Annotated in this window: 3 protein-coding genes and 2 pseudogenes; all 5 read left to right on the top strand. The window is 73.3% G+C overall.

Going from position 1 to position 23,286, the window contains the following annotated elements; all coding sequences use genetic code 11:
* Positions 1–3,554, top strand: a 3,554-nt coding sequence (locus ACWCV9_RS11660) for an SDR family NAD(P)-dependent oxidoreductase (protein ID WP_450785799.1), incomplete at its 5' end; no start/stop codon positions are given.
* A gap of 89 nt (positions 3,555–3,643) precedes the next feature.
* A pseudogene (locus ACWCV9_RS11665) lies at positions 3,644–9,052 on the top strand (SDR family NAD(P)-dependent oxidoreductase); the annotation flags it as partial.
* A gap of 45 nt (positions 9,053–9,097) precedes the next feature.
* Positions 9,098–18,601 (top strand): type I polyketide synthase, encoded by a 9,504-nt coding sequence (locus ACWCV9_RS11670; RefSeq protein WP_450785800.1) that lies wholly within the window; start codon positions 9,098–9,100, stop codon positions 18,599–18,601.
* Between the two features lie 14 nt (positions 18,602–18,615).
* Positions 18,616–22,497: pseudogene (locus ACWCV9_RS11675) on the top strand (type I polyketide synthase); the annotation flags it as partial.
* Positions 22,494–23,258 carry a thioesterase II family protein gene (locus tag ACWCV9_RS11680; RefSeq protein ID WP_385845987.1) on the top strand — a complete coding sequence of 255 codons (765 nt, stop codon included), beginning with the start codon at positions 22,494–22,496 and terminating at the stop codon, positions 23,256–23,258. The pseudogene ACWCV9_RS11675 and the gene ACWCV9_RS11680, both read left to right, overlap by 4 nt.
* Positions 23,259–23,286: the final 28 nt, after the last annotated feature.

Below are 23,286 nucleotides of genomic sequence, written 5' to 3' on the forward strand. Positions count from 1 at the left end.
CGTTGGCGGAGTTGTGGCGGTCGTGTGGGGTGGAGCCGGCTGCTGTGGTGGGTCATTCGCAGGGTGAGATTGCGGCTGCGTGTGTGGCGGGGGTTTTGTCGCTGGAGGATGCGGCGCGGGTGGTTGCTTTGCGGAGTAAGGCGTTGGGTGTGTTGGCGGGGCGGGGTGGCATGGTGTCGGTCGCTCTGCCGGTCGAGGATGTGCGTGCGCGGTTGGGTGAGGGGTTGTGGGTGGCGGCGGTGAACGGGCCGTTGTCGACGGTGGTTTCCGGTGATGTGGCGGCTCTGGACGCGTTGTTGGCGGCGTGTGAGGCGGAGGGGGTGCGGGCCCGCCGGATCCCCGTGGACTATGCCTCGCATTCAGCTCATGTGGAGGAGATCGAAAGCGAGTTGCTGGAGCTGCTTGCTCCGGTGTCTCCGCGTGCAGGTGGGGTGCCGTTCTATTCGGCGGTGACGGGTGGTGTGGTGGATGGTGCCGGGCTGGATGCCGGGTACTGGTACACCAACCTCCGCGAGACGGTGGACTTCCATGGTGCGACGCGGGCGTTGCTCGCGGACGGCTTTGACGTGTTTGTCGAGGCGAGTGCGCATCCGGTGTTGACGGCGTCGGTGGAGGAGAGTGTCGAGGAAGCCGACGCTTCTGCTGTGGTGTTGGGGACGCTGCGACGCAATGAGGATGAGCAGCGGCGCTTTCTTCTTGCGTTGGCTGAGGCGTTTGTTGCGGGGCTTGATGTGCGGTGGCCGGTGGGTGGGCGGCCGGTGGAGCCGTGGGAGCTGCCGACGTATGCCTTCCAGCGCGAGCGGTACTGGCTGGAGCCGGTGCGGGCGCAGGTGACGGATGCGGCGGGCCTGGGTCTGGAGGGGCTCGGGCATGGGCTGCTGGGTGCGCTGGTGCCGGTGCCGGACTCCGATGGTGTGGTGCTGACGGGGTCGGTGTCGCTGAAGTCGCATCCCTGGCTCGCCGAGCACGCCGTGTTCGGCACCGCGCTCCTGCCCGGCACGGCCTTCGTGGAGATGGCGTCACGGGCCGGCGCGGAAGCCGGTACGCCGGTGGTGCGCGAACTGGTTCTGGAGGCACCTCTGTTGGTGCCGGACCAGGGCGAGACAGGGCTTCACGTGAGCGTGACCGGTGCGGACGAGTCCGGCTGCCGGACGCTGGTGGTGCGCTCCCGCTCCGACGAGGAGTGGACCGTGCACGCCCGGGCCGTCCTGGCCCCCGTGTCAGCCGACACCCCCGGCCTCCAGCCCGCCGCCTGGCCGCCGGTGGATGCGGAGAGGGTGGATGTCTCCGGGCTGTACGACGAGTTCGCGGCGGCCGGTTATGACTATGGGCCGTTGTTCCAGGGTGTGCGGGCGGTGTGGCGTCGGCCTGGTGAGGTGTTCGCGGAGGTCGAGCTGGGGCAGGGCAGTGGTGAGGGGTTCGCGGTGCATCCGGCGTTGCTGGATGCGGCCTTGCACTCGCTGGTGCTGATCGATCCCAATGCGGAGGGGGCCGGGGAGCCGCGGTTGCCGTTCTCGTGGACAGGCGTGCAGCTGGCGTCGACCGGTGCTACGGCTCTGCGGGTGCGGTTGACCACGGGCGGCGACGGTGACGACACCGTGTCCCTGACGGCGACGGACCCGGAAGGCCGGACGGTGGTCTCGGTCGAGTCGCTGGTACTGCGCACCGTGAGCGCCGAGCAGTTGCGCGTCGGTCGGCAGCAGGGCATCCACCGGCTGGAGTGGCAGCCGACACCCGGCGGAACGGCACGGACGACCACGGACCGCTACCACGTCCTGGGCGCCGATCTCGACCTGGGCGTGCTGGGTGAGTCGGTTCCCGAGGTGGTGGTCGCGCCCTTCGCGGGAGGCGATATCTCGGCGGAGAACGCGCGTGAGGTGACATGTCGGGCCCTGTCCCTCCTTCAGGAGTTCCTGTCGGATGAGCGGTTGGCGTCTTCTCGGTTGGTGTTCGTGACCCGTGGTGCGGTGGCGGTGCGGCCGGGTGAGGACGTGACGGATCTGGTGTGTGCGCCGGTGTGGGGTCTGGTGCGGTCGGCGCAGCGGGAGCATCCGGAGCGGGTGTGGCTGGTGGACGGTGCGGACGAGGCGCTGGCGGCGGGTCTGGCTGGTGGTGGTGAGTCGCAGCTGGCGGTGCGTGACGGGGTGGTGTTCGTGCCGCGTCTGGTACGGCACACCGCGCAGCCCTCTGCTGTCCCGGCCATGGGTGGGGGCACGGTGCTGGTCACGGGTGGTACCGGGACGGTGGGGGCGTTGGTGGCCCGGCATCTGGTGGTCGAGCACGGGGTCAGGGATCTGCTGCTGACCAGTCGGCGCGGTGAACAGGCGTCTGGGGCACAGGAGTTGGCCCTGGAGTTGTCGGGGTTGGGGGCGCGGGTGTCGGTTGTCGCGTGTGATGCGGCCGACCGGGATGCCCTGGCGGCGGTGCTGGCGGGGATTCCGCAGGAGCGTCCGCTGACCGCTGTGATCCATGCGGCCGGTGTGCTGGACGACGCGGTCGTGACCGGGCTGACGCCCGAGCAGCTGGAGCGGGTCCTGCGTCCGAAGATCGACGCGGCGCTCAACCTCCACGACCTCACCCGCAACCACCCTCTCCAGGCCTTCATCCTCTTCTCGGGAGCCGCGGCCACCTTCGGTAGCTCCGGCCAGGCGCACTACGCGGCGGCCAATGTGTTCCTCGAAGCGCTCGCCGCCCACCGGGCCGCCCACGGACTGCCCGGCACCGCGCTCGGCTGGGGCTTCTGGGCCGAACGCAGCGAGATGACGGAACACCTGGACGCGATCGCCATGCGGCGCATCGCCCAGCTCGGCCTCGCGGAGATGACCTCCGAGCAGGGACTCGATCTGTTCGACGCGGCCATACGCACCGGGGAGACCTTTGTCCTGCCCGCCCTGCTGAACGAGGCGAGCCTGCGCGAGCAGGCCGCCGCGGGCAGCCTGCCGGCCATCCTGCACGAACTGGTCCGCAGGCCCGCCCACCGTGCGACGGCCACGGCGGACCCGTCGGCCACGGCCGGCCACGGCCCGGCGACGGACCCCGCCACCCTGGCCGACCGCCTGGCGGCCATGCCCGAGGCGGAGCGGACCGAGGAACTGCGCGACCTGGTCTGTGCGCAGGCCGCCGGGGTCCTCGGCCACACCACGGCCACGGCGGTGAAGTCGCACCAGACCTTCAAGGAGCTGGGCTTCGACTCGCTCGGGGCGGTGGAACTCCGCAACCGGCTGATGCGGGCCACCGGTCTGCGTCTCTCCGCCACGCTCGCCTTCGACTATCCGACACCGGCCGCGCTCGCCGACCACCTGTGGAGTGAACTGCGGCCGGAGGAAGAGTCATTGACGGACCGGGTGCTCAGCGAGCTCGACGATCTGGAGTCCGCGCTCGCCACCCTGGCCCCCGACGAGCAGGCACGCGAACGCGTGCTGAGCCGGATGCAGCAACTCGTCGCCAAGCACCTCGAAGCCCGGCCGGCGACGCCCGACGAACCCTCCGGCGTGGAACGGTTCGACGCGGCCAGTGACGACGAGCTGTTCGACTTCCTCGACAAAGGCATCTGACAGCTCAGCAGGCGACGGACCTTCATGACCTCAGGTAGGGGGAGAGAGTGAACACCGAGGACAAGCTGCGCTCGTACCTCAAGCAGGCGGCCGCGGAGCTGCACGACACCCGTGAGCGTCTGCGTCAGATGCAGGACGATGCCCACGAGCCGGTGGCGATCGTGGGGATCGGGTGCCGGTTCCCGGGCGGGGTGAGGTCGCCGGAGGATCTGTGGCGGTTGGTCGCCTCGGCGGGCGACGCCGTGTCGTCCTGGCCGACGGACCGGGGTTGGGACGTCGAGGGCCTGTACGACCCGGACCCGGAAGCGGTGGGGAAGTCGTACTCGCGCTCGGGCGGCTTCCTCTATGACGCGGCCGAGTTCGACGCGGAGTTCTTCGGCATCTCCCCGCGCGAGGCCCTCGCCACCGACCCGCAGCAACGGTTGCTGCTGGAGACGTCGTGGGAGGCGATCGAGCGGGCGGGCATCGACCCGGCCACTCTGCGGGGCAGCCGTACCGGCGTCTACATGGGCCTGATGTACCACGACTACGGCTCCCGCGAGGGCAAGGCCCCCGAGGAACTCGAGGGCTACCTGCTCAACGGCAGCGCGGGCAGCATCGCGGCCGGCCGGCTGTCGTACACGTTCGGCCTCGAAGGCCCGGCGGTGACGGTCGACACGGCGTGTTCGTCGTCGCTGGTGGCGCTGCATCTGGCGGTGCAGGCGCTGCGGCGCGGCGAGTGCCGGATGGCGCTCGCGGGCGGTGTCACCGTGATGTCTTCACCGGGCCTGTTCGTGGAGTTCAGCCGGCAGCGCGGTATGTCCGCGGACGGCCGCTGCAAGGCGTTCGCGGAGGGCGCGGACGGCACCGGCTGGGCCGAGGGCGTGGGTGTGCTGGTGGTGGAGCGGCTGTCGGATGCGCTCAAGAATGGGCACCCTGTGCTGGCCGTCGTCCGGGGGAGTGCGGTCAATCAGGACGGTGCGAGCAACGGTCTTACGGCGCCGAACGGGCCGTCGCAGCAGCGGGTGATCCGGCAGGCACTTGCGGACGCCCGGCTGGGCGCGGCGGATGTCGACGCCGTTGAGGCACATGGCACCGGCACGCGGCTGGGTGACCCGATCGAGGCACAGGCCCTGCTCGCGACCTACGGTCAGGAGCGCCCCGCCGAACAGCCCCTGTACCTCGCCTCGTTGAAGTCGAACATCGGCCATGCCCAGGCCGCCGCCGGTGTCGGCGGTGTCATCAAGATGGTGATGGCGCTGCGGCACGGTGTGCTGCCCAAGACCCTGCACGTGGATCAGCCGACCTCGCACGTCGACTGGTCGGCCGGAGCGGTGGAGCTGCTGACCGAGGAGCGGAAGTGGCCCGAGGTCGACCGGCCCCGACGCGCCGGTGTCTCCGCCTTCGGCGCCAGCGGCACCAACGCTCATGTCGTCCTGGAACAGGCCACCGAGCCCGAGCAACCGGAGGCCGCCGCACGCCCGCCGCACGGGCTGCTGCCCTGGGTGGTGTCCGCCCGTACCCGCCAGGCGCTGCGCGCCCAGGCCGAGCGGCTGCACACCTTTGTCACCGAGCGCCCCGAGCTCGACCTGGTCGACACGGCTCACTCCCTCCTGACCAGCCGTACCGCTCATGACCACCGGGCTGTGGTGGTGGCTGGTGACCGCGATGAACTCCTCTCCCAACTGGGTGTGTTGGTGTCGGGTGGGGTGGGTTCTGGTGTGGTGAGTGGTGTGGGTGTGGGTGGTCGTCGGGTGGTGTTTGTGTTTCCGGGTCAGGGGTCGCAGTGGGTGGGGATGGCGGCGGGGTTGTGGGAGTCGTCGTCGGTGTTTCGTGGGCGGATGGTGGAGTGTGAGGCGGCGTTGGGGGCGTTTGTTGATTGGTCGTTGTCGTCGGTGGTGTTGGGTGAGGTGGGGGCGCCTGGGTTGGATCGGGTGGATGTGGTGCAGCCGGTGTTGTGGGCTGTGATGGTGTCGTTGGCGGAGTTGTGGCGGTCGTGTGGGGTGGAGCCGGCTGCTGTGGTGGGTCATTCGCAGGGTGAGATTGCGGCTGCGTGTGTGGCGGGGGTTTTGTCGCTGGAGGATGCGGCGCGGGTGGTTGCTCTGCGGAGCCGGGCGTTGGGTGTGTTGGCGGGGCGGGGTGGCATGGTGTCGGTCGCTCTGCCGGTCGAGGATGTGCGTGCGCGGTTGGGTGAGGGGTTGTGGGTGGCGGCGGTGAACGGGCCGTTGTCGACGGTGGTTTCGGGTGATGTCGCGGCTCTGGATGGCCTGTTGGCGGCGTGTGAGGCGGACGGGGTGCGGGCCCGCCGGATCCCCGTGGACTATGCCTCGCATTCAGCTCATGTGGAGGAGATCGAAAGCGAGTTGTTGGAGCTGCTCGCTCCGGTGTCTCCGCGCCAGGGTGAGGTGCCGTTCTACTCGGCCGTGACCGGTGGCGTGGTGGACGGAGCCGGGCTGGATGCCGGGTACTGGTACACCAACCTGCGCAAAACAGTGGACTTCCATGGTGCGACGCGGGCATTGCTCGCAGACGGTTTCGATATGTTTGTCGAGGCGAGTGCGCATCCGGTGTTGACGGCGTCGGTGGAGGAGAGTGTCGAGGAAGCCGACGCTTCTGCTGTGGTGTTGGGGACGCTGCGACGCAACGAAGACGAACAGCGGCGCATGCTCCTCTCCCTGGGCGAGGCCTTCGCGGCGGGTGTGACGGTCGACTGGACGGCGTTCTTCGACGGTCCGGTCCGCCATGTGGACCTGCCGACGTACGCCTTCCAGCGTGAGCGGTACTGGCTGGAGCCGGTGCCGGCGCAGGTGACGGATGCGGCGGGCCTGGGTCTGGAGGGGCTCGGGCATGGGCTGCTGGGTGCGCTGGTGCCGGTGCCGGATTCCGATGGTGTGGTGCTGACGGGGTCGGTGTCGTTGAAGTCGCATCCCTGGCTCGTCGAGCACGCGGTGTTCGGCACCGCGCTCCTGCCCGGCACGGCCTTCGTGGAGATGGTGTCGCGGGCCGGTGCGCAGATCGGTGCGGGGACCGTGGAAGAGCTGGTGCTGGAAGCGCCGCTGCTGCTGCCGGACGACGCCGACATTCGGCTGCATGTCAGTGTGGCCGGTGCGGACGAGTCCGGCCGCCGGGAAGTCGTCGTGCGCTCCGCCACCGGCTCCGGTGACGCATGGACCGTCCACGCACGTGGCGTCGTAGCGGCGCCCTCGGACGGCGCAGCGCTCACGGCCCTGCCCGCCTGGCCGCCGGTGGATGCGGAGAGGGTGGATGTCTCCGGGCTGTACGGCGAGTTCGCGGCGGCCGGTTATGACTATGGGCCGTTGTTCCAGGGTGTGCGGGCGGTGTGGCGTCGGCCTGGTGAGGTGTTCGCGGAGGTCGAGCTGGGGCAGGGCGCTAGTGAGGGCTTTGCAGTGCATCCGGCGTTGCTGGATGCGGCGTTGCACTCGCTGGTGTTGATCGATCCGGATGCGGAGGGGATCGGGGAGCCGCGGTTGCCGTTCTCGTGGACGGGTGTGTCGCTGGCGTCGACCGGTGCTACGGCTCTGCGGGTGCGGTTGACCGCGGGCGGCGACGGTGACGACACCGTGTCCCTGACGGCGACGGACACCGCCGGGCGGACCGCCGTATCCGTCGAGTCGCTGACCCTGCGACCGGTCAGCGCGGAGCAGCTGCGAGCCGCCGGGCAGGAGTCCCTCTACCGGCTGGAGTGGCAGCCGACACCCGGCGGAACGGCACGGACGACCACGGACCGCTACCACGTCCTGGGCGCCGATCTCGACCTGGGCGTGCTGGGTGAGTCGGTTCCCGAGGTGGTGGTCGCGCCCTTCGCGGGAGGCGATGTCTCGGCGGAGAACGCGCGTGAGGTGACACGGCGGGCCCTGACTCTGCTTCAGGAGTTCCTGTCGGATGAGCGGTTGGCGTCTTCTCGGTTGGTGTTCGCCACCTGTGGTGCGGTGGCGGTGCGGCCGGGTGAGGACGTGACGGATCTGGTGTGTGCGCCGGTGTGGGGTCTGGTGCGGTCGGCGCAGCGGGAGCATCCGGAGCGGGTGTGGCTGGTGGACGGTGCGGACGAGGCGCTGACGGCAGGGCTGGCTGGTGGTGGTGAGTCGCAGCTGGCGGTGCGTGACGGGATGGTGTTCGTGCCGCGTCTGGTACGGCACACCGCGCAGCCGTCTGCTGCCCCGGCCATGGGTGGGGGCACGGTGCTGGTCACGGGTGGTACCGGGACGGTGGGGGCGTTGGTGGCCCGGCATCTGGTGGTCGAGCACGGCGTCAGGGATCTGCTGCTGACCAGTCGGCGGGGTGAACAGGCGCCTGGGGCCCAGGAGTTGGCCCTGGAGTTGTCGGGGTTGGGGGCGCGGGTGTCGGTTGTCGCGTGTGATGCGGCCGACCGTGATGCCCTGGCGGCGGTGCTCGCCGGGATTCCGCAGGAGCGTCCGCTGACCGCTGTGATCCATGCGGCCGGTGTGCTGGACGACGCGGTCGTGACCGGGCTGACGCCCGAGCAGCTGGAGCGGGTCCTGCGTCCGAAGATCGACGCGGCGCTCAACCTCCACGACCTCACCCGCAACCACCCCCTGCACACCTTCGTCCTCTTCTCCTCGGCGGCCGGCGTCCTCGGCAGCCCCGGGCAGGGCAACTACGCGGCGGCCAACGTGTTCCTGGACGCGCTCGCCGCCCACCGGGCCGCGAACGGACTGCCCGCGCAGTCCCTGCCGTGGGGACTGTGGAGCGAGCGGAGCGAGCTGACCGCGTCGCTGTCGGAGGCGGAGCGGGAGCATACGGGACGTTCCGGAGTCCTCGGTCTGTCGTCCGGTGAGGCGCTGGCCCTCTTCGACGCCGCCCGGCGGGCCGGCGAGCCCGTGCTGGTGCCGATCCGCCTCGACCACGCGGCGCTGCGCGGTCAGGACGTACCGCCGGTGCTGTGGCACGAGGTGCGGCGCCCGGGGAACACGGGGGCGCAGGCCGCGGAGGCGGGCACCGCATCCGCCCGCGAGCGTCTGCTGGCACTGCCCGAAGAGGAGCGCCAGGCAGGCCTGCTGGACCTCGTCCGCAGCCATGTCGCCGCGGTGCTGGGCCACTCCACCACCGGCTCGGTACCGGCCGAGCGCGCCTTCAAGGAGCTGGGCTTCGACTCGCTCACCGCGGTCCAGCTGCGCAACCAGCTGGCCGCGGCGACCGGAGTGAAGCTCCCGCCGACCGTGGTGTTCGACCACCCCACCCCGGCGGCCCTGGCCGAACACCTCGGCGGACAGCTCTTCGCCGCACCCTCCGCCGACGGGCCGGCCTTCGACCCGCCGGCCGTGCTGCGGGAACTCGACCGCCTGGAGTCGGCCCTGCTCTCCTCCCTGTCCCGGCTCCCCGACCCGGACGAGGTGTCGTCCCGGCTGCGCGCCCTCGCGACGAAGGTCGCGGGAAGCGGCGGCGGCAGCGATGGCACGGCGGACATCGACCAGGAGATCGCCTCGGCCACAGCGGACGAACTGCTCGGACTCATCGACAAGGAATTCGGTTCCGTCTGACCCCGACCGGCCCCCGGACCACCTGACTGTGAATGTTGAAAGGCGTTGCACAAGGCGATGGCAGAGCAGGAAAAACTCCTCGAGTACCTGAAGCGGATGACGGCCGAGCTGCGGCAGGCGAACCAGAGGCTCAGCGACGTCGACGCGAAGGCGCACGAGCCGATCGCCGTCGTGGGCATGGGCTGCCGCTTCCCCGGCGGGGTCCACTCACCCGACGACCTGTGGCAGTTGGTGGCCTCGGGTTCGGATGGTGTGTCGGGTTTCCCGACGGATCGTGGCTGGGATCTGGAGGGGTTGTACGACCCTGATCCGGGGGTGCGGGGGAAGGTCTACACGCGGGAGGGTGGTTTCCTGCACGATGCGGCGGAGTTCGATGCCGGGTTCTTCGGTATCTCGCCGCGTGAGGCGCTTGCCATGGATCCGCAGCAGCGGTTGCTGCTGGAGACGTCGTGGGAGGCGATCGAGCGGGCCGGTATCGACCCGGCCTCGCTGCGGGGCAGTCGTACCGGCGTCTACATGGGCCTGATGTACCACGACTACGCCGTGCACCTATCCGGTGTTCCCGAGGACCTGGAGGGACACCTCGGCACCGGTACCGCGGGCAGCATCGGGGCCGGGCGCATCGCCTACACCCTGGGCCTGGAAGGGCCCACGCTCACCGTCGACACGGCGTGTTCGTCGTCGCTGGTGGCACTGCATCTGGCGGTGCAGGCGCTGCGGCGCGGCGAGTGCGGGATGGCGCTGGCCGGCGGTGTCACCGTGATGTCGTCCACAGCGTCCTTCCTGGACTTCAGCCGCCAGCGCGGCCTCTCCGCGGACGGCCGCTGCAAGGCGTTCGACGAGAGTGCGGACGGCACCGGCTTCGGCGAGGGCGTCGGCGTCCTGCTGGTCGAGCGGCTGTCGGATGCTCTCGAGCAGGGGCATCCGGTGCTGGCCGTGGTGCGGGGGAGTGCGGTCAACCAGGACGGTGCGAGCAATGGTCTGACGGCGCCGAACGGGCCGTCGCAGCAGCGGGTGATCCGGCAGGCGCTTGCCGATGCCCGGCTGGGCGCCGCCGATGTCGACGCCGTCGAGGCACATGGCACCGGCACCCGGCTGGGTGACCCGATCGAGGCACAGGCGCTGCTCGCCACCTACGGGCAGGACCACACAAATGAACAGCCGTTGTATCTGGGCTCGTTGAAGTCGAACATCGGCCATGCCCAGGCCGCCGCCGGTGTCGGCGGTGTCATCAAGATGGTGATGGCGCTGCGGCACGGTGTGCTGCCCAAGACCCTGCACGTGGATCAGCCGACCTCGCACGTCGACTGGTCCGCGGGTGCGGTGGAGCTGCTGACCGAGCGGCGGGAGTGGCCAGAGGTGGACCGGCCGCGCCGTGCGGCGGTCTCCTCCTTCGGGCTGAGCGGCACCAACGCCCATGTCATCCTGGAACAGGCCGCCGAGCCCGAGCAGCCGGAGGTCGGCGCCCGCCCGCCGCACGGGCTGCTGCCCTGGGTGCTGTCCGCCCGTACCCCCGAGGCGCTGCGCGCCCAGGCCGAGCGGCTGCACACCTTTGTCACCGAGCGCCCCGGACTCGACCTGGTCGACACGGCGTACTCCCTGCTGCGCCACCGCCCCGGGTTCGAGCACCGGGCCGTCGTGCTGGCCCAGGACCGGGCCGAGCTGCTGTCCGGGCTCGCCGCGCTGGCGGCCGGGGAACCGGCGCCCGGAGTCGTCCGGGGTGAGCGCCGGGACGGCGGACTTGCCTTCCTGTTCACCTTCCAGGGCAGCCAGCGCCTCGGCATGGGTCGCGAGCTGTACGACGCCTTCCCGTTCTACGCGAAGGCCTTCGACGAGGCCTGCGCCGCCCTGGACCGGCACCTGAGCCGGCCGATCAAGGACATCGTCTTCGCGGCCGAGGGCAGCCCGGAAGCCGCGCTGCTGGCCCAGGCCGAGTACGGGCACCCGGCGGTGTTCGCCCTCGAGGTCGCCCTCTACCGGCTGATCGAGCACTGGGGAATCCGCCCCGACGTCGTCTTCGGCGGCTCCAACGGCGACTCCGCCCTGCTCCATGTGACGGGCATGCTCAGCCTGGCGGACGCGGCGGCCTTCGTCACCACCCGGGGCCGGCTGCTCCAGCAGACACCGCCCGGCGGCACCATGGTCGCGATCGAGGCGTCCGAGGAGGAGGTCCGCGCCTCGCTGCGGGGCCGCTCCGGCACGGTGGACGTCGCCCTGGTCAACGGCCCGCGGCAGGTCGTCATCTCCGGCGACGAGGAACTCGTCGCACGGATCGGCGACGAGTGGCAGGCCGCCGGCCGGCGCACCCACCGGATGTCCTTCGGGCGGGCGTTCCACTCCGCCCACATGGAGCCGATCCTGGACCGCTTCGTGGCCGCCGTCCGGGAACTGGAGTTCCACCCGCCGCGCCTCCCGGTCATCAACTGCCTGGACGGCCGGCTCGCGGACCCGGACGAACTCCGCACCCCGGAGTACTGGGGACGCCATGTCCGCGGCGCCGTCCGCTTCCTGGACGGCATGCGCACCCTGGAGGCCGACGGCGTCGGCACCTACCTGGAACTCGGCCCGGTCGCCATGCAGTCCCTGATGGGCCGCGAGTGCCTGGCCGACGACAGCGACGCGGTGCTGCTGCCCACCCTGCGCGAGGGCCGCCCCGAGCCCGTCACCCTGCTGACCGCGCTCGCTCAGCTGTACGTGGGCGGTGCCGATCTCGACGCCGACGCCCTCTTCGGGCATCTCGGCCCGCGCCGCGTCGAGCTGCCGACGTACGCCTTCGAGCGCACCCCCTACTGGCTCACCGGCTCCCCGGCCGCCGCCGGTACCGCCCGCCCGGCCGACCTGGGCCTGGGCGCGGCCGACCATCCGCTGCTGGGCGCGGTGGTGTCGGTGGCCGGTGCCGACGAGCTGCTGCTCACCGGCCGGCTGTCGCCCCGTACCCACCCCTGGCTCGCGGACCACGCGGTGGCCGGAACGGTGCTGCTGCCCGGCACCGCCCTCGTCGACCTGGCGCTCCGCGCGGCCGACCTGACCGGCTGCCGGCTGCTCGAGGAGCTGACCCTCCAGGCCCCGCTCGTCCTTCCCGAACAGGGCGGTGTCCAGGTCCAGTTGGCGGTCGGCGCCGCCGACGCGGCGGGCCGGCGCGAGCTGACCGTCCACGCCCGGCCCGACGACGTCGCCGACCGGCCCTGGACCCGGCACGCCACCGGCACCCTCGCCGCCGACACCGGGGAACCCGGCTTCGACCTCGCCGAGTGGCCCCCGCGCGGCGCCCGGCCCGTCCCCGTGGACACGCTGTACGACGGTCTCGCCGCCGCGGGACTCGACTACGGCCCGGCCTTCCGCGGCCTGCGCGCGGCCTGGCGGCGCGGCACCGAGATCTTCGCCGAGGTCGCCCTGCCCGACCCGGAGACCGACGGCGGCCACGGCGTCCACCCCGGCCCGGGGACCACCGGCGGCTACGGCGTCCACCCCGCCCTGCTGGACAGCGCCCTGCACGCCTGGAGCCTCGCCGGACCGGACGGCGACGGCGGCCCGCGGCTGCCCTTCCACTGGGCCGGTGTACGGCTCTTCGCCACCGGTGCGGACACCCTGCGGGTGCGGCTGACCCCGGCCGGCACCGACGCGATGGCGCTCGCGGTGGCCGACCCGAGCGGCCTGCCGGTGGCCTCGGTGGAGTCGCTCACGGTCCGCCCGGTCACGGCCGAGGCGCTGCGCGCCACGGCGACGGCGGACGCGCTGTACCGCCTCGACTGGGTACCGGCCGAGGCGGCCGAGCCGCTGGCGCCAGGCAGCTGGACCCGGATCGGCCCCGCCCAGGACGACCACCACCCGACCCTGGCGGCCCTCCTCGCCGCCGTCGACGCCGGCCGGGCCACCGTGCCGGACGTGGTCGTCGTACGCGAACAGCCCGCGCTCGACGCCCTGCACGACGCCGTCCACCGCACCCTGCGCCTGGTCCAGGACTGGCTCGCCGAGCCGCGGTGCGCCGCCGCCCGGCTGGTCCTCGTCACCAGCGGCGCGACCGGTGAGCAGGTCACCAGCCCGGCCGGAGCCGCACTGCACGGCCTGCTGCGGTCCGCGCAGAACGAGCACCCGGGACGCTTCGTCCTGGTCGACACCGACCGCCCGCACGACCCGCTCACCACCGCCGTACTCGGCCCCGAGCCCCAGTTCCTGGTCCGCGACGGCGCCTGGTCGGTGGCCCGGCTGGCCCGCGCCGACCTCAGGACCGGCGCCGACGGGACCACGGCCCCGGGGATCGACGCGGACGCCGGTACGGCGGTTCGGTTCCGGCCCGACGGTACGGTCCTGGTCACCGGCGGTACGGGCACCCTCGGCGCGGCCCTCGCCCGGCACCTCGTCACGGCGCACGGCGTCCGCCACCTGGTGCTGACCAGTCGCCGCGGCCCGGCCGCCGACGGCGCCGAGGCGCTGACGGCCGAACTGGGCGAGCTGGGCGCCACCGTGTCGGTCGTCGCCTGCGACGCGGCCGACCGGTCCGCCCTCGCCGCCCTGCTGGCCGGGATCCCGGACGCGCACCCGCTGACCGGAGTCGTCCACGCGGCCGGGATCGTGGCCGACGGACTGGTGGAGTCCCTCACCCCGGAACAGGCCGACGCGGTGCTCCGCCCCAAGGCCGACGCCGCGCTCCACCTGCACGAACTCACCCAGGGCCTGGACCTCGCGCAGTTCGTCCTGTTCTCCTCCGCCGCCGGGGTCTTCGGCGGCGCGGGCCAGGGCGCGTACGCGGCGGCCAACGCCTTCCTGGACGGGCTCGCCGCCCAGCGCCGGGCCGCCGGACAGCCGGCCCTCTCGCTCGGCTGGGGCCTGTGGGCCGAACGCAGCAGCATCACCGGGCAGTTGGCCGAGACGGACCTCGCCCGCATCGCCCGGGCCGGCTTCGCCCCGCTCGCCGTCGAGGAAGGCCTGGCCCTCTTCGACGCCTGCCTCGGCGCCGACCGGGCCGCCCTGCTCCCGATGCGCCTGGACACCGCCGCCCGGTCCGGCCGGCAGGTGCCGCCGCTGCTCAGCGGTCTGGTGCGGGCCCCCCGCCCGGCCGCCCGGGCGGCCGCCGCACCCGCGGCGACGCTCCGCGACCGGCTGCTCGCACTGCCCGCCGGCGAACGCGACGCGATGCTGCTGGACCTGGTGCGCACGCACGCCGCGACCGTCCTCGGGCATGCCACCGCCGACGCCATCGGCACCACGCACACCTTCCGCGACCTCGGCGTCGACTCGCTGAGCGCCGTCGAACTGCGCAACGCCCTCGGCCTGCGCACCGGCCTGGCGCTGCCCCCGACCCTCGTCTTCGACTACCCCACACCGGCCGCGCTGGCGGAGCACCTGCGCCGCGAACTCCTCGCCGAGAGCGGCACCGACGCGGAGGAGACCGTCACCGCCCCGGAGGACGAGCCGATCGCCATCATCGGCATGGGCTGCCGCTACCCCGGAGGGGTCCACTCACCCGACGACCTGTGGCAGTTGGTGGCCACGGGTTCGGATGGTGTGTCGGGTTTCCCGACGGATCGTGGCTGGGATCTGGAGGGGTTGTACGACCCTGATCCGGGGGTGCGGGGGAAGGTCTACACGCGGGAGGGTGGTTTCCTGCACGATGCGGCGGAGTTCGATGCCGGGTTCTTCGGTATCTCGCCGCGTGAGGCGCTTGCCATGGATCCGCAGCAGCGGTTGCTGCTGGAGACGTCGTGGGAGGCGATCGAGCGGGCCGGTATCGACCCGGCCTCGCTGCGGGGCAGTCGTACCGGCGTCTACATGGGCCTGATGAACCGCGACTACCTGACCAGGCTGCGCGCCATCCCCGAGGAGCTGGAGGCGTTCCGCGGCACCGGCACCGCCGGCAGCGTGGCGGCCGGAAGGCTGTCGTACACCTACGGCCTCGAAGGCCCGGCGGTCACGGTCGACACGGCGTGCTCCTCCTCCCTGGTGACCCTGCATCTGGCGGTGCAGGCGCTGCGGCGCGGCGAGTGCCGGATGGCGCTCGCGGGCGGTGTCACGGTGATGTCCTCCCCGGCCGCCTTCCTGGACTTCAGCCGCCAGCGCGGCCTCTCCCCGGACGGCCGCTGCAAGGCCTTCGCGGAGGGCGCGGACGGCACCGGCTGGGCCGAGGGCGTGGGCGTGCTGGTCGTGGAACGGCTGTCGGATGCGCTCAAGCAGGGGCACCCTGTGCTGGCCGTGGTGCGGGGGAGTGCGGTCAACCAGGACGGTGCGAGCAACGGTCTTACGGCGCCGAACGGGCCGTCGCAGCAGCGGGTGATCCGGCAGGCACTTGCGGACGCCCGGCTGGGCGCCGCGGATGTCGACGCCGTCGAGGCGCACGGCACCGGTACGCGTCTGGGTGACCCGATCGAGGCGCAGGCGCTGCTCGCCACCTACGGTCAGGAGCGCCCCGCCGAACAGCCCCTGTACCTCGGCTCGTTGAAGTCGAACATCGGCCATGCCCAGGCCGCCGCCGGTGTCGGCGGTGTCATCAAGATGGTGATGGCGCTGCGGCACGGTGTGCTGCCCAAGACCCTGCACGTGGATGAGCCCACCTCGCACGTCGACTGGTCGGCCGGTGCGGTGGAGCTGCTGACCGAGCGGCGGGAGTGGCCGGAGCTGGACCGGCCGCGCCGGGCGGCTGTCTCCTCCTTCGGGCTGAGCGGCACCAACGCCCATGTCATCCTCGAACAGGCCCCCGAGGCCGAGGAGGAGGCGGCCGACGCGGCGCTCGGCCCGATCCCGTGGATCGTCTCGGGCCGGACGGAGGCGGCGCTGCGCGCCCAGGCCGAGCGGCTGCACACCTTCGTCGCCGAGCGCCCCGGACTCGACCTGAGCGCGGCGGCGTACACCCTGCTCACCAGCCGCACCACCTTCGACCACCGGGCCGTGGTGGTGGCCGAGGACCGCGACGCGCTCCTCGGCGGCCTGGCCGCCGTGGCCGCCGGGGAGCCCGCGGCCGGAGTCGCGCAGGGCCGCCCGCACACCGGCCGGCTCGCCCTCCTCTTCACCGGGCAGGGCAGCCAGCGCCTCGGCATGGGCCGCGAACTGTACGACGCCCACCCGGTCTTCGCGGCGGCCTTCGACGAGGTGTGCGCCGCACTCGACCGGCACCTCGACCGTCCGCTGAAGGACATCGTCTTCGCCGCCGAGGGCAGCCCCGAGGCCGCTCTGCTGCACCAGACCGGCTTCACCCAGCCCGCCGTGTTCGCCCTGGAGGTCGCCCTCCACCGGCTGGTCGAGCACTGGGGCATCCGCCCCGACGCGGTGGCCGGGCACTCCATCGGCGAGCTGGCGGCCGCCCATGCCATCGGGCTGTTCCCGCTGGCCGACGCGGCGGCCCTGGTGGCGGCCCGCGGCCGGCTGATGCAGGCCCTGCCGGCCGGCGGCGCCATGGTCGCCGTACAGGCCACCGAGGCGGAAGTGCTCGAACTGATCCGGGACTGCACCGACCGGGTCGGCATCGCCGCGGTCAACGGGCCGTCCGCCGTCGTGCTGTCCGGCGCCGCCGAGGCCGTCCTCGACATCGCCGGACAACTGCGCGCGACCGGCCGCAAGACCAAGCGGCTCGACGTCAGCCACGCTTTCCACTCGCCGCTGATGGAACCGATGCTGGACGCCTTCGCCGAGGTGGCGCGCGGTGTCCGGTTCAGCCCGGTCGACACGCCGTTCTTCTCCACCCTGACCGGCGGCCCGGTCACGGCCGGGGAACTCGCCGACCCCGAGTACTGGATCCGGCATGTCCGGCAGGCCGTGCGCTTCCACGACGCCGTGGGCGCCCTGGCCGCCGACGGGGTGACCACCTTCCTGGAGCTGGGCCCGGACGGCGTGCTGTCCGCGATGGGCCCCAACTGCCTGCCCGCCGACGCGGAGACCGGCACCTTCGTCCCCGCCCTGCGCGGCAACACCAGTGAGACGCAGAGCCTCACCAGGGCCGTCGTCCAGCTGCATGTGCACGGCGTCGCGGTGGACTGGCCGGCGTTCTGCGGCACCCCGGTGGACTGGTCGGCCGCGTTCGACGGCCCCCGGCCGCCCCGCACGGAACTGCCGACCTACGCCTTCCAGCGGCAGCGGTACTGGCTGGACGCGCTGCCGGACCGGCCCGAGGACCTCGGCGCCGCCGGACTCGGCCCGGCCGACCACCCCCTGCTGGGCGCCGCCGTCGAACTGCCCGGCACCGGAGGGCTGCTGTTCACCGGCCGCCTCGGCGCCGGCAGCCAGGCCTGGCTCGACCAGCACACCCTCGCCGGGACACCCGTGCTGCCCGCCTCCGCCGTGCTCGACATGGTGCTGCGGGCCGGCGACGAGACCGGCTGCGCCCTCGTCGAGGAACTCACCGTGGAGACCCCGCCGGTCCTGCCGGAGCAGGGTGCTCTTCAGCTCCGGCTGACCGCGACCCCGACCGGCGAGCAGTGTGCCGTCGAACTGCACTCGCGGCCCGAGGGCACGCCCGGCCCCGGCGGCTGGACCCGCAACGCGTACGGCACCCTGCGCCCCGCCGCTCAGGCCGAGGACGCCGACCTCGCCGTATGGCCCCCCGCGGAGGCCGTACCCGCCCCCGTCGAGGACCTGTACGAGCGGCTGGCACGGGCCGGGCTCGACCACGGGCCGCTGTTCCGGACCGTGCGCGCCGCCTGGCGGCGCGACGCCGAACTGTACGCCGAGCTGGCCCTCGACCCGGCCGAGGCACCGCAGGCGGACCGGTACCGGCTGCACCCCGTCCTGCTGGACGGCGCGCTGCACGCGCTCGGCCTGACGGACCGGGCCGGCCTGCTGCCCCTGGCCTGGGCGGGCGTGTCCGTGCACGCCACCGGGGCCACGGCCGTACGCGTCCGGATCGCCCCCGCCGGGCCGGACGCGGTCTCCCTGCTGCTCGCCGACCCGGCCGGGCAGCCGGTCGCGTCGGCGGACTCCGTCGGCCTGCGCCCGGCCCCCGCCGGCCTGACCCGGCCCGCGGCCCACGGCGCGGGACAGGGCGACGCCCCGGCGGACCGCCCGGCCCGGCGCACCGCCGCGGCCGCCCCGCCCGGCGCCGCGCCCGGCGCCCGGGACCGGCTGCTGGCCCAGTCGCCGGACGAACGGGCGCGCACCCTGCTGGACATCGTCCGCCGCTGCACCGCCCTGGTCTTCGGACACGCGGGCGCCGACGACGTGGACCCGGCGCAGTCGTTCAAGGACATCGGCATCGACTCGCTCACCGCGGTCGAGCTGCGTGACCACGTGACGGCCGCCACCGGTCTGCGGGTGCCGCCGACCGTCCTGTTCGACTGCCCCACCCCGGCCGCGCTCGCCGCCCGGCTGACCGAGGAGGCGGCCGCCGAACTGTCCGGGCTGCCCGAACTCCACCGCGAACTGGACCGGTTGGAGGCGCTGCTGGCCGCGCTGCCCGGCGAGGGCACGGAACACGAGGAGATCTACGCCCGGTTGCGCGCCCTCACCGGGTCCCGGGACCGGCCGGCGGACCGCACGCCGGACCGCGCGGCGGACACCGACCTGGAGTCCGCCACCGCCGAGGAGATCTTCGACCTGCTGGATGCCGAACTGGAGTCGCCGTGAGCACGCAGCCCGTGACCGACGAGGCGAAGTACCTCGACTACCTCAAACGCGCCACGGCCGACCTGCGCGAGGCCCGCAGGCAGGTGCGCGAGCTGACCGAACGGCAGCACGAGCCGATCGCGATCATCGGCATGAGCTGCCGCTACCCCGGCGGGGTCACCGACCCCGACGGGCTGTGGGAGCTGGTGGCGGACGGCCGGGACGCCATCTCCGGCTTCCCGGACAACCGTGGCTGGCCCGAGGACCGGGCGGGCCACGGCGGATTCCTGCACCAGGCGGACGAGTTCGACGCCGACTTCTTCGGCATCTCGCCGCGGGAGGCGCTCGCCATGGACCCGCAGCAGCGGCTGCTGCTGGAGGCCGCCTGGGAGGCGTTCGAGGCGGCCGGGCTCGACCCGTCCGCGGCCCGCGGCGAGCAGGTGGGCGTCTTCACCGGCCTCAACCTGCACGACTACGCCACCCGCGCCGAGGCCATCCCCGCCGAGGCCCTCGGCTACCTCAGTACCGGCAACGCCGGCAGCGTCGCCTCCGGGCGGATCGCCTACGTCCTCGGTCTGGAGGGGCCGGCCGTCACGGTCGACACGGCGTGTTCGTCGTCGCTGGTGGCGCTGCATCTGGCGGCCCAGGCGCTGCGCCGCGGCGAGTGCCGGATGGCCCTGGCCGGCGGGGCGACCATCATGAGTTCCCCCGGCGCGTTCGCGGACTTCGGCGCCCAGGGCGGCCTGGCCGCGGACGGCCGGTGCAAGTCCTTCGCCGCCTCCGCCGACGGCACCTCCTGGGGCGAGGGCGCCGGACTGCTGCTGCTGGAGCGGCTGTCCGACGCCCGGCGGCTCGGACACCCGGTGCTGGCCGTCGTCCGGGGCAGCGCGGTCAACCAGGACGGCGCCAGCACCGGTCTGACCGCGCCCAACGGCCGGGCCCAGCAGCGGGTCATCCGGCAGGCCCTCGCGGACGCCCGGCTGGACCCCGCCGACATCGACGCCGTCGAGGCGCACGGCACCGGCACCCGGCTCGGCGACCCCATCGAGGCGCAGGCCCTGCTCGCCGTCTACGGCCAGCACCGCCCGGCCGGCAGCCCGCTCTGGCTGGGCTCGCTCAAGTCGAACATCGGGCACACCATGGCCGCGGCCGGCGTGGGCGGCATCATCAAGATGGTGCAGGCGATGCGGCACGGGACGCTGCCGAAGACCCTGCACGTGGACGCGCCGTCCCCGCAGATCGACTGGTCGGCGGGCGCGGTCGAGCTGCTGACCGAGGCCCGCCCCTGGCTCGCGGCCGACCGTCCCCGCCGCGCCGCGGTCTCCTCCTTCGGCATGAGCGGCACCAACGCCCACGTCATCATCGAACAGGCCGAGGAGGAGAGCGCGGAGCAGCCCGAGGCCGGGGCGGCCGCCGGTCCCCTGCCCTGGGTGCTGTCCGCCCGCACCCCCCAGGCGCTGCGCGCCCAGGCCGGCCGGCTCCGCGCCCATCTGCTCGCCCACCCCGAGCAGCGCGGCGCCGACACGGCCTGGTCGCTGGTGACCGGGCGGGCCGCGCTGGACCACCGCGCGGTCGTGGTCGCCGACGGCCGCGAGGAGCTGCTGGACCGGCTCGGCGCCCTGGCGGACGGCCGGGACGCGCCGGGCACCGTGCGCGGTACGACGGCCGCCCGCACCGTCGGCCGTACCGCCTTCGTCTTCCCCGGCCAGGGCTCCCAGTGGCCCGGCATGGCCACCGAACTGGCCGCCTCCTCCGCCGTCTTCCGGGAGCGCCTCACGGCCTGCGAGGAGGCCCTCGCCCCGCACGTCGACTGGTCGCTGACCCGGGTGCTGCGCGGCGACCCGGACGCACCCTCGCTGGACCGGGTGGACGTGGTCCAGCCGGCCCTGTTCGCCGTGATGGTGTCGCTGGCCGCGCTGTGGCGGTCGTACGGCATCGCCCCGGACGCCGTCGCCGGCCACTCGCAGGGCGAGATCGCGGCCGCCTGTGTGTCCGGCGCCCTCTCCCTGGAGGACGCGGCGCTGGTCGTCGCCCTGCGCAGCCAGGTACTGACCCGGCTGGCCGGCCGGGGCGGCATGGTGTCGGTCGCGCTGCCCGCCGACCGGGTGGCGCCCCGGCTCGCCCCCTGGGACGGCCGGATCGCCGTCGCGGCGGTCAACGGACCCAACGCCACCGTGGTCGCCGGAGACGCCGACGCCCTGGACGCCTTCCTCGCCGTGAGCGAGGCCGACGGAGTGCGGGTGCGCCGGATCCCGGTGGACTACGCCTCCCACTCCCCGCACGTCGAGGCCGTCCACGAGGAGCTGCTCACCCGGCTGTCGGCCGTCACCCCCAAGCCCGCCGACGTGCCGTTCTACTCGGCGGTCACCGGCACCCGGCTCACCGGGACGGAACTGGACGCCGAGTACTGGTACCGCAACCTGCGGCAGACCGTCCGCTTCGAGGACACCGTACGGCTGCTGGTCCAGGACGGCTTCCGGTACTTCGTGGAGGCCAGCCCGCACCCCGTGCTCACCGGCGGCGTCACGGAGACCGCCGACACCACCGACGCCGGCCGGGCCGTCACGGTCACCGGCTCGCTGCTGCGCGACGAGGGCGGCCTGCCCCGCTTCCTGGAATCGGCCGCCGAGCTGTACGTCCGCGGCGGCGCCGTCGACTGGACCGTGCCGCTGCCGCCCGCCCGGCGCGTCGAACTGCCGCGCTACGCCTTCCAGCGGCGCTCGTACTGGCTGGCCGCCACCCCCGCCGCCACGCTCCCGGCGGCCCCGGCGCCCGCGCCCGCCGCCGAGGAGGACACCGGAACACTGCGCCGGACCCTGGCCGGTCTCACCGACGACGCGCAGCGGGCCGCCGCGGTCGCCGGCCACGTCCGCGCCGCCGCGGCCGCCGTCCTCGGGCACGCGACACCCGAGGACATCGACCCGGACCGGTCCTTCGTCGAGCTGGGCGTCGAGTCCCTGACCGCCCTCCAGCTGCGCAACCGGCTGCGGGATACGACCGGGCTGTCCCTGCCCGCGACCCTCGTCTTCGACCATCCGACGGTCACCGTGCTCGCCGCCCACCTCGCCGACCGGCTCGCCCAGAGCTCCGGCGAACCCGCCGGCGACCCGCTGACCGCCCTGTTCCGGCAGGCCCACGACAGCGGCCGACTCACCGAGGGCTTCCAGCTGCTGACCGCCGCCGCCGCGCTGCGGCCCGACTTCGCCACCCGCGCCGACGCGGACCGCTGGCCCGCACCCCTGCGCATCACCGCCGGCACCGGCGACCTCGCCGTGGTGTGCCTGCCCTCGCTCAGCGCCGTCTCCGGACCGCAGGAATATCTGCGGCTCGGCGCGGCCCTCGGCGCCGCCGGCGAGGTCTGGGCGCTGCCGCACCCCGGCTTCACCGCCGGCGAGCCGCTGCCCCGCTCGGCCACGGCCCTGGTCGCCGCCCACGCGGAGACCGCCGTCGAACTCGCCGCCGGCCGACCCCTGGTGCTGCTCGGCCGCTCCTCCGGCGGCTGGATCGCGCACGCCGTCGCCGAGCACCTGGCCGCGCTCGGCACCCCGGCCGCCGCCGTCGTCCTCGCCGACACCTTCTCCCGCAGCGCGGACCGCACCAGCACCCAGCTGATGGTCTCCCAGCTGCTGGAGAACGAGGAGGCCGCCGAACTCCTCGACGACCAGCGGCTGGTGGCGATGGGCGGATACTTCCGGGTCTTCGCGGACTGGACCCCGGAGCCGCTCACCACCCCCGTGCTGCTCCTGCGCGCCACCGCCGAGGTCCCCGGCGCCGAGCCGGGCGGCCGGGGGCCCGGCTGGGAGCACGCCCACCACGTGGTCGACGTACCCGGAGACCACTTCTCGATGCTCGACACACACCATCGGACAACCGCCGACGCCATCGCGTCCTGGCTGCGCACGGAGGTACGGGGATGACCAACTCCCTGACTGCACAAGAACTCTGGATCCGCCGCTACCAGCCGGCGCCCGAGGACACCGACCTGTCGCTGGTCTGCTTCCCGCACGCGGGCGGCTCCGCCAGTTACTTCCGCCCGCTCGCCAACGCCCTGGCCGGTGTCGCGGACGTCCTGCCGGTGCAGTACCCGGGCCGGCAGGACCGCCGCGCCGAACCGCCGATCACCGACATCGGCCGGCTCGCCGACGAGATCGTCACCGTGCTGGAGACCCTCCCGCGCCGTCGGCTGGTGCTGTTCGGGCACAGCATGGGCGCCTGCGTGGCCTTCGAGGTGGCCCGCCGCCTCGAAGCAGGCTCCGCCACCGAGCTGCTCGGACTGGTCGCCTCCGGCCGCACCGCCCCGCCCCGGCTGCGCGACCGAGGCGTCCGCTTCATGAACGACGACGGCATCGTCGCCGAGATCCGCCGGCTCAACGGCACCGACGACCGGCTGCTCCTGGACGACGACATCATCCGCATGATCATGCCGGCCATCCGCGCCGACTACACGGCGGTGGAGTCGTACCGGTACATACCCGGACCCCCGCTGCGCTGCCCCATCAGCGTGCTGGTGGGCGACCACGACCCGCAGGTCACCCCCGCCGAGGCGGAGAAGTGGCGCGAGCACACCGAGGCCGGCTTCTCGCTGCGCACCTTCCCCGGCGGCCACTTCTACCTGGCCGAGCAGAACGCCAAGGTGGCCCGGGCGCTGACCGAGGACCTGGCCCGGTTCAGCCGATAGGACCCTCTCCCGACCTCCCGGCGACGCC

Source organism: Streptomyces sp. NPDC001606, from assembly GCF_053596835.1.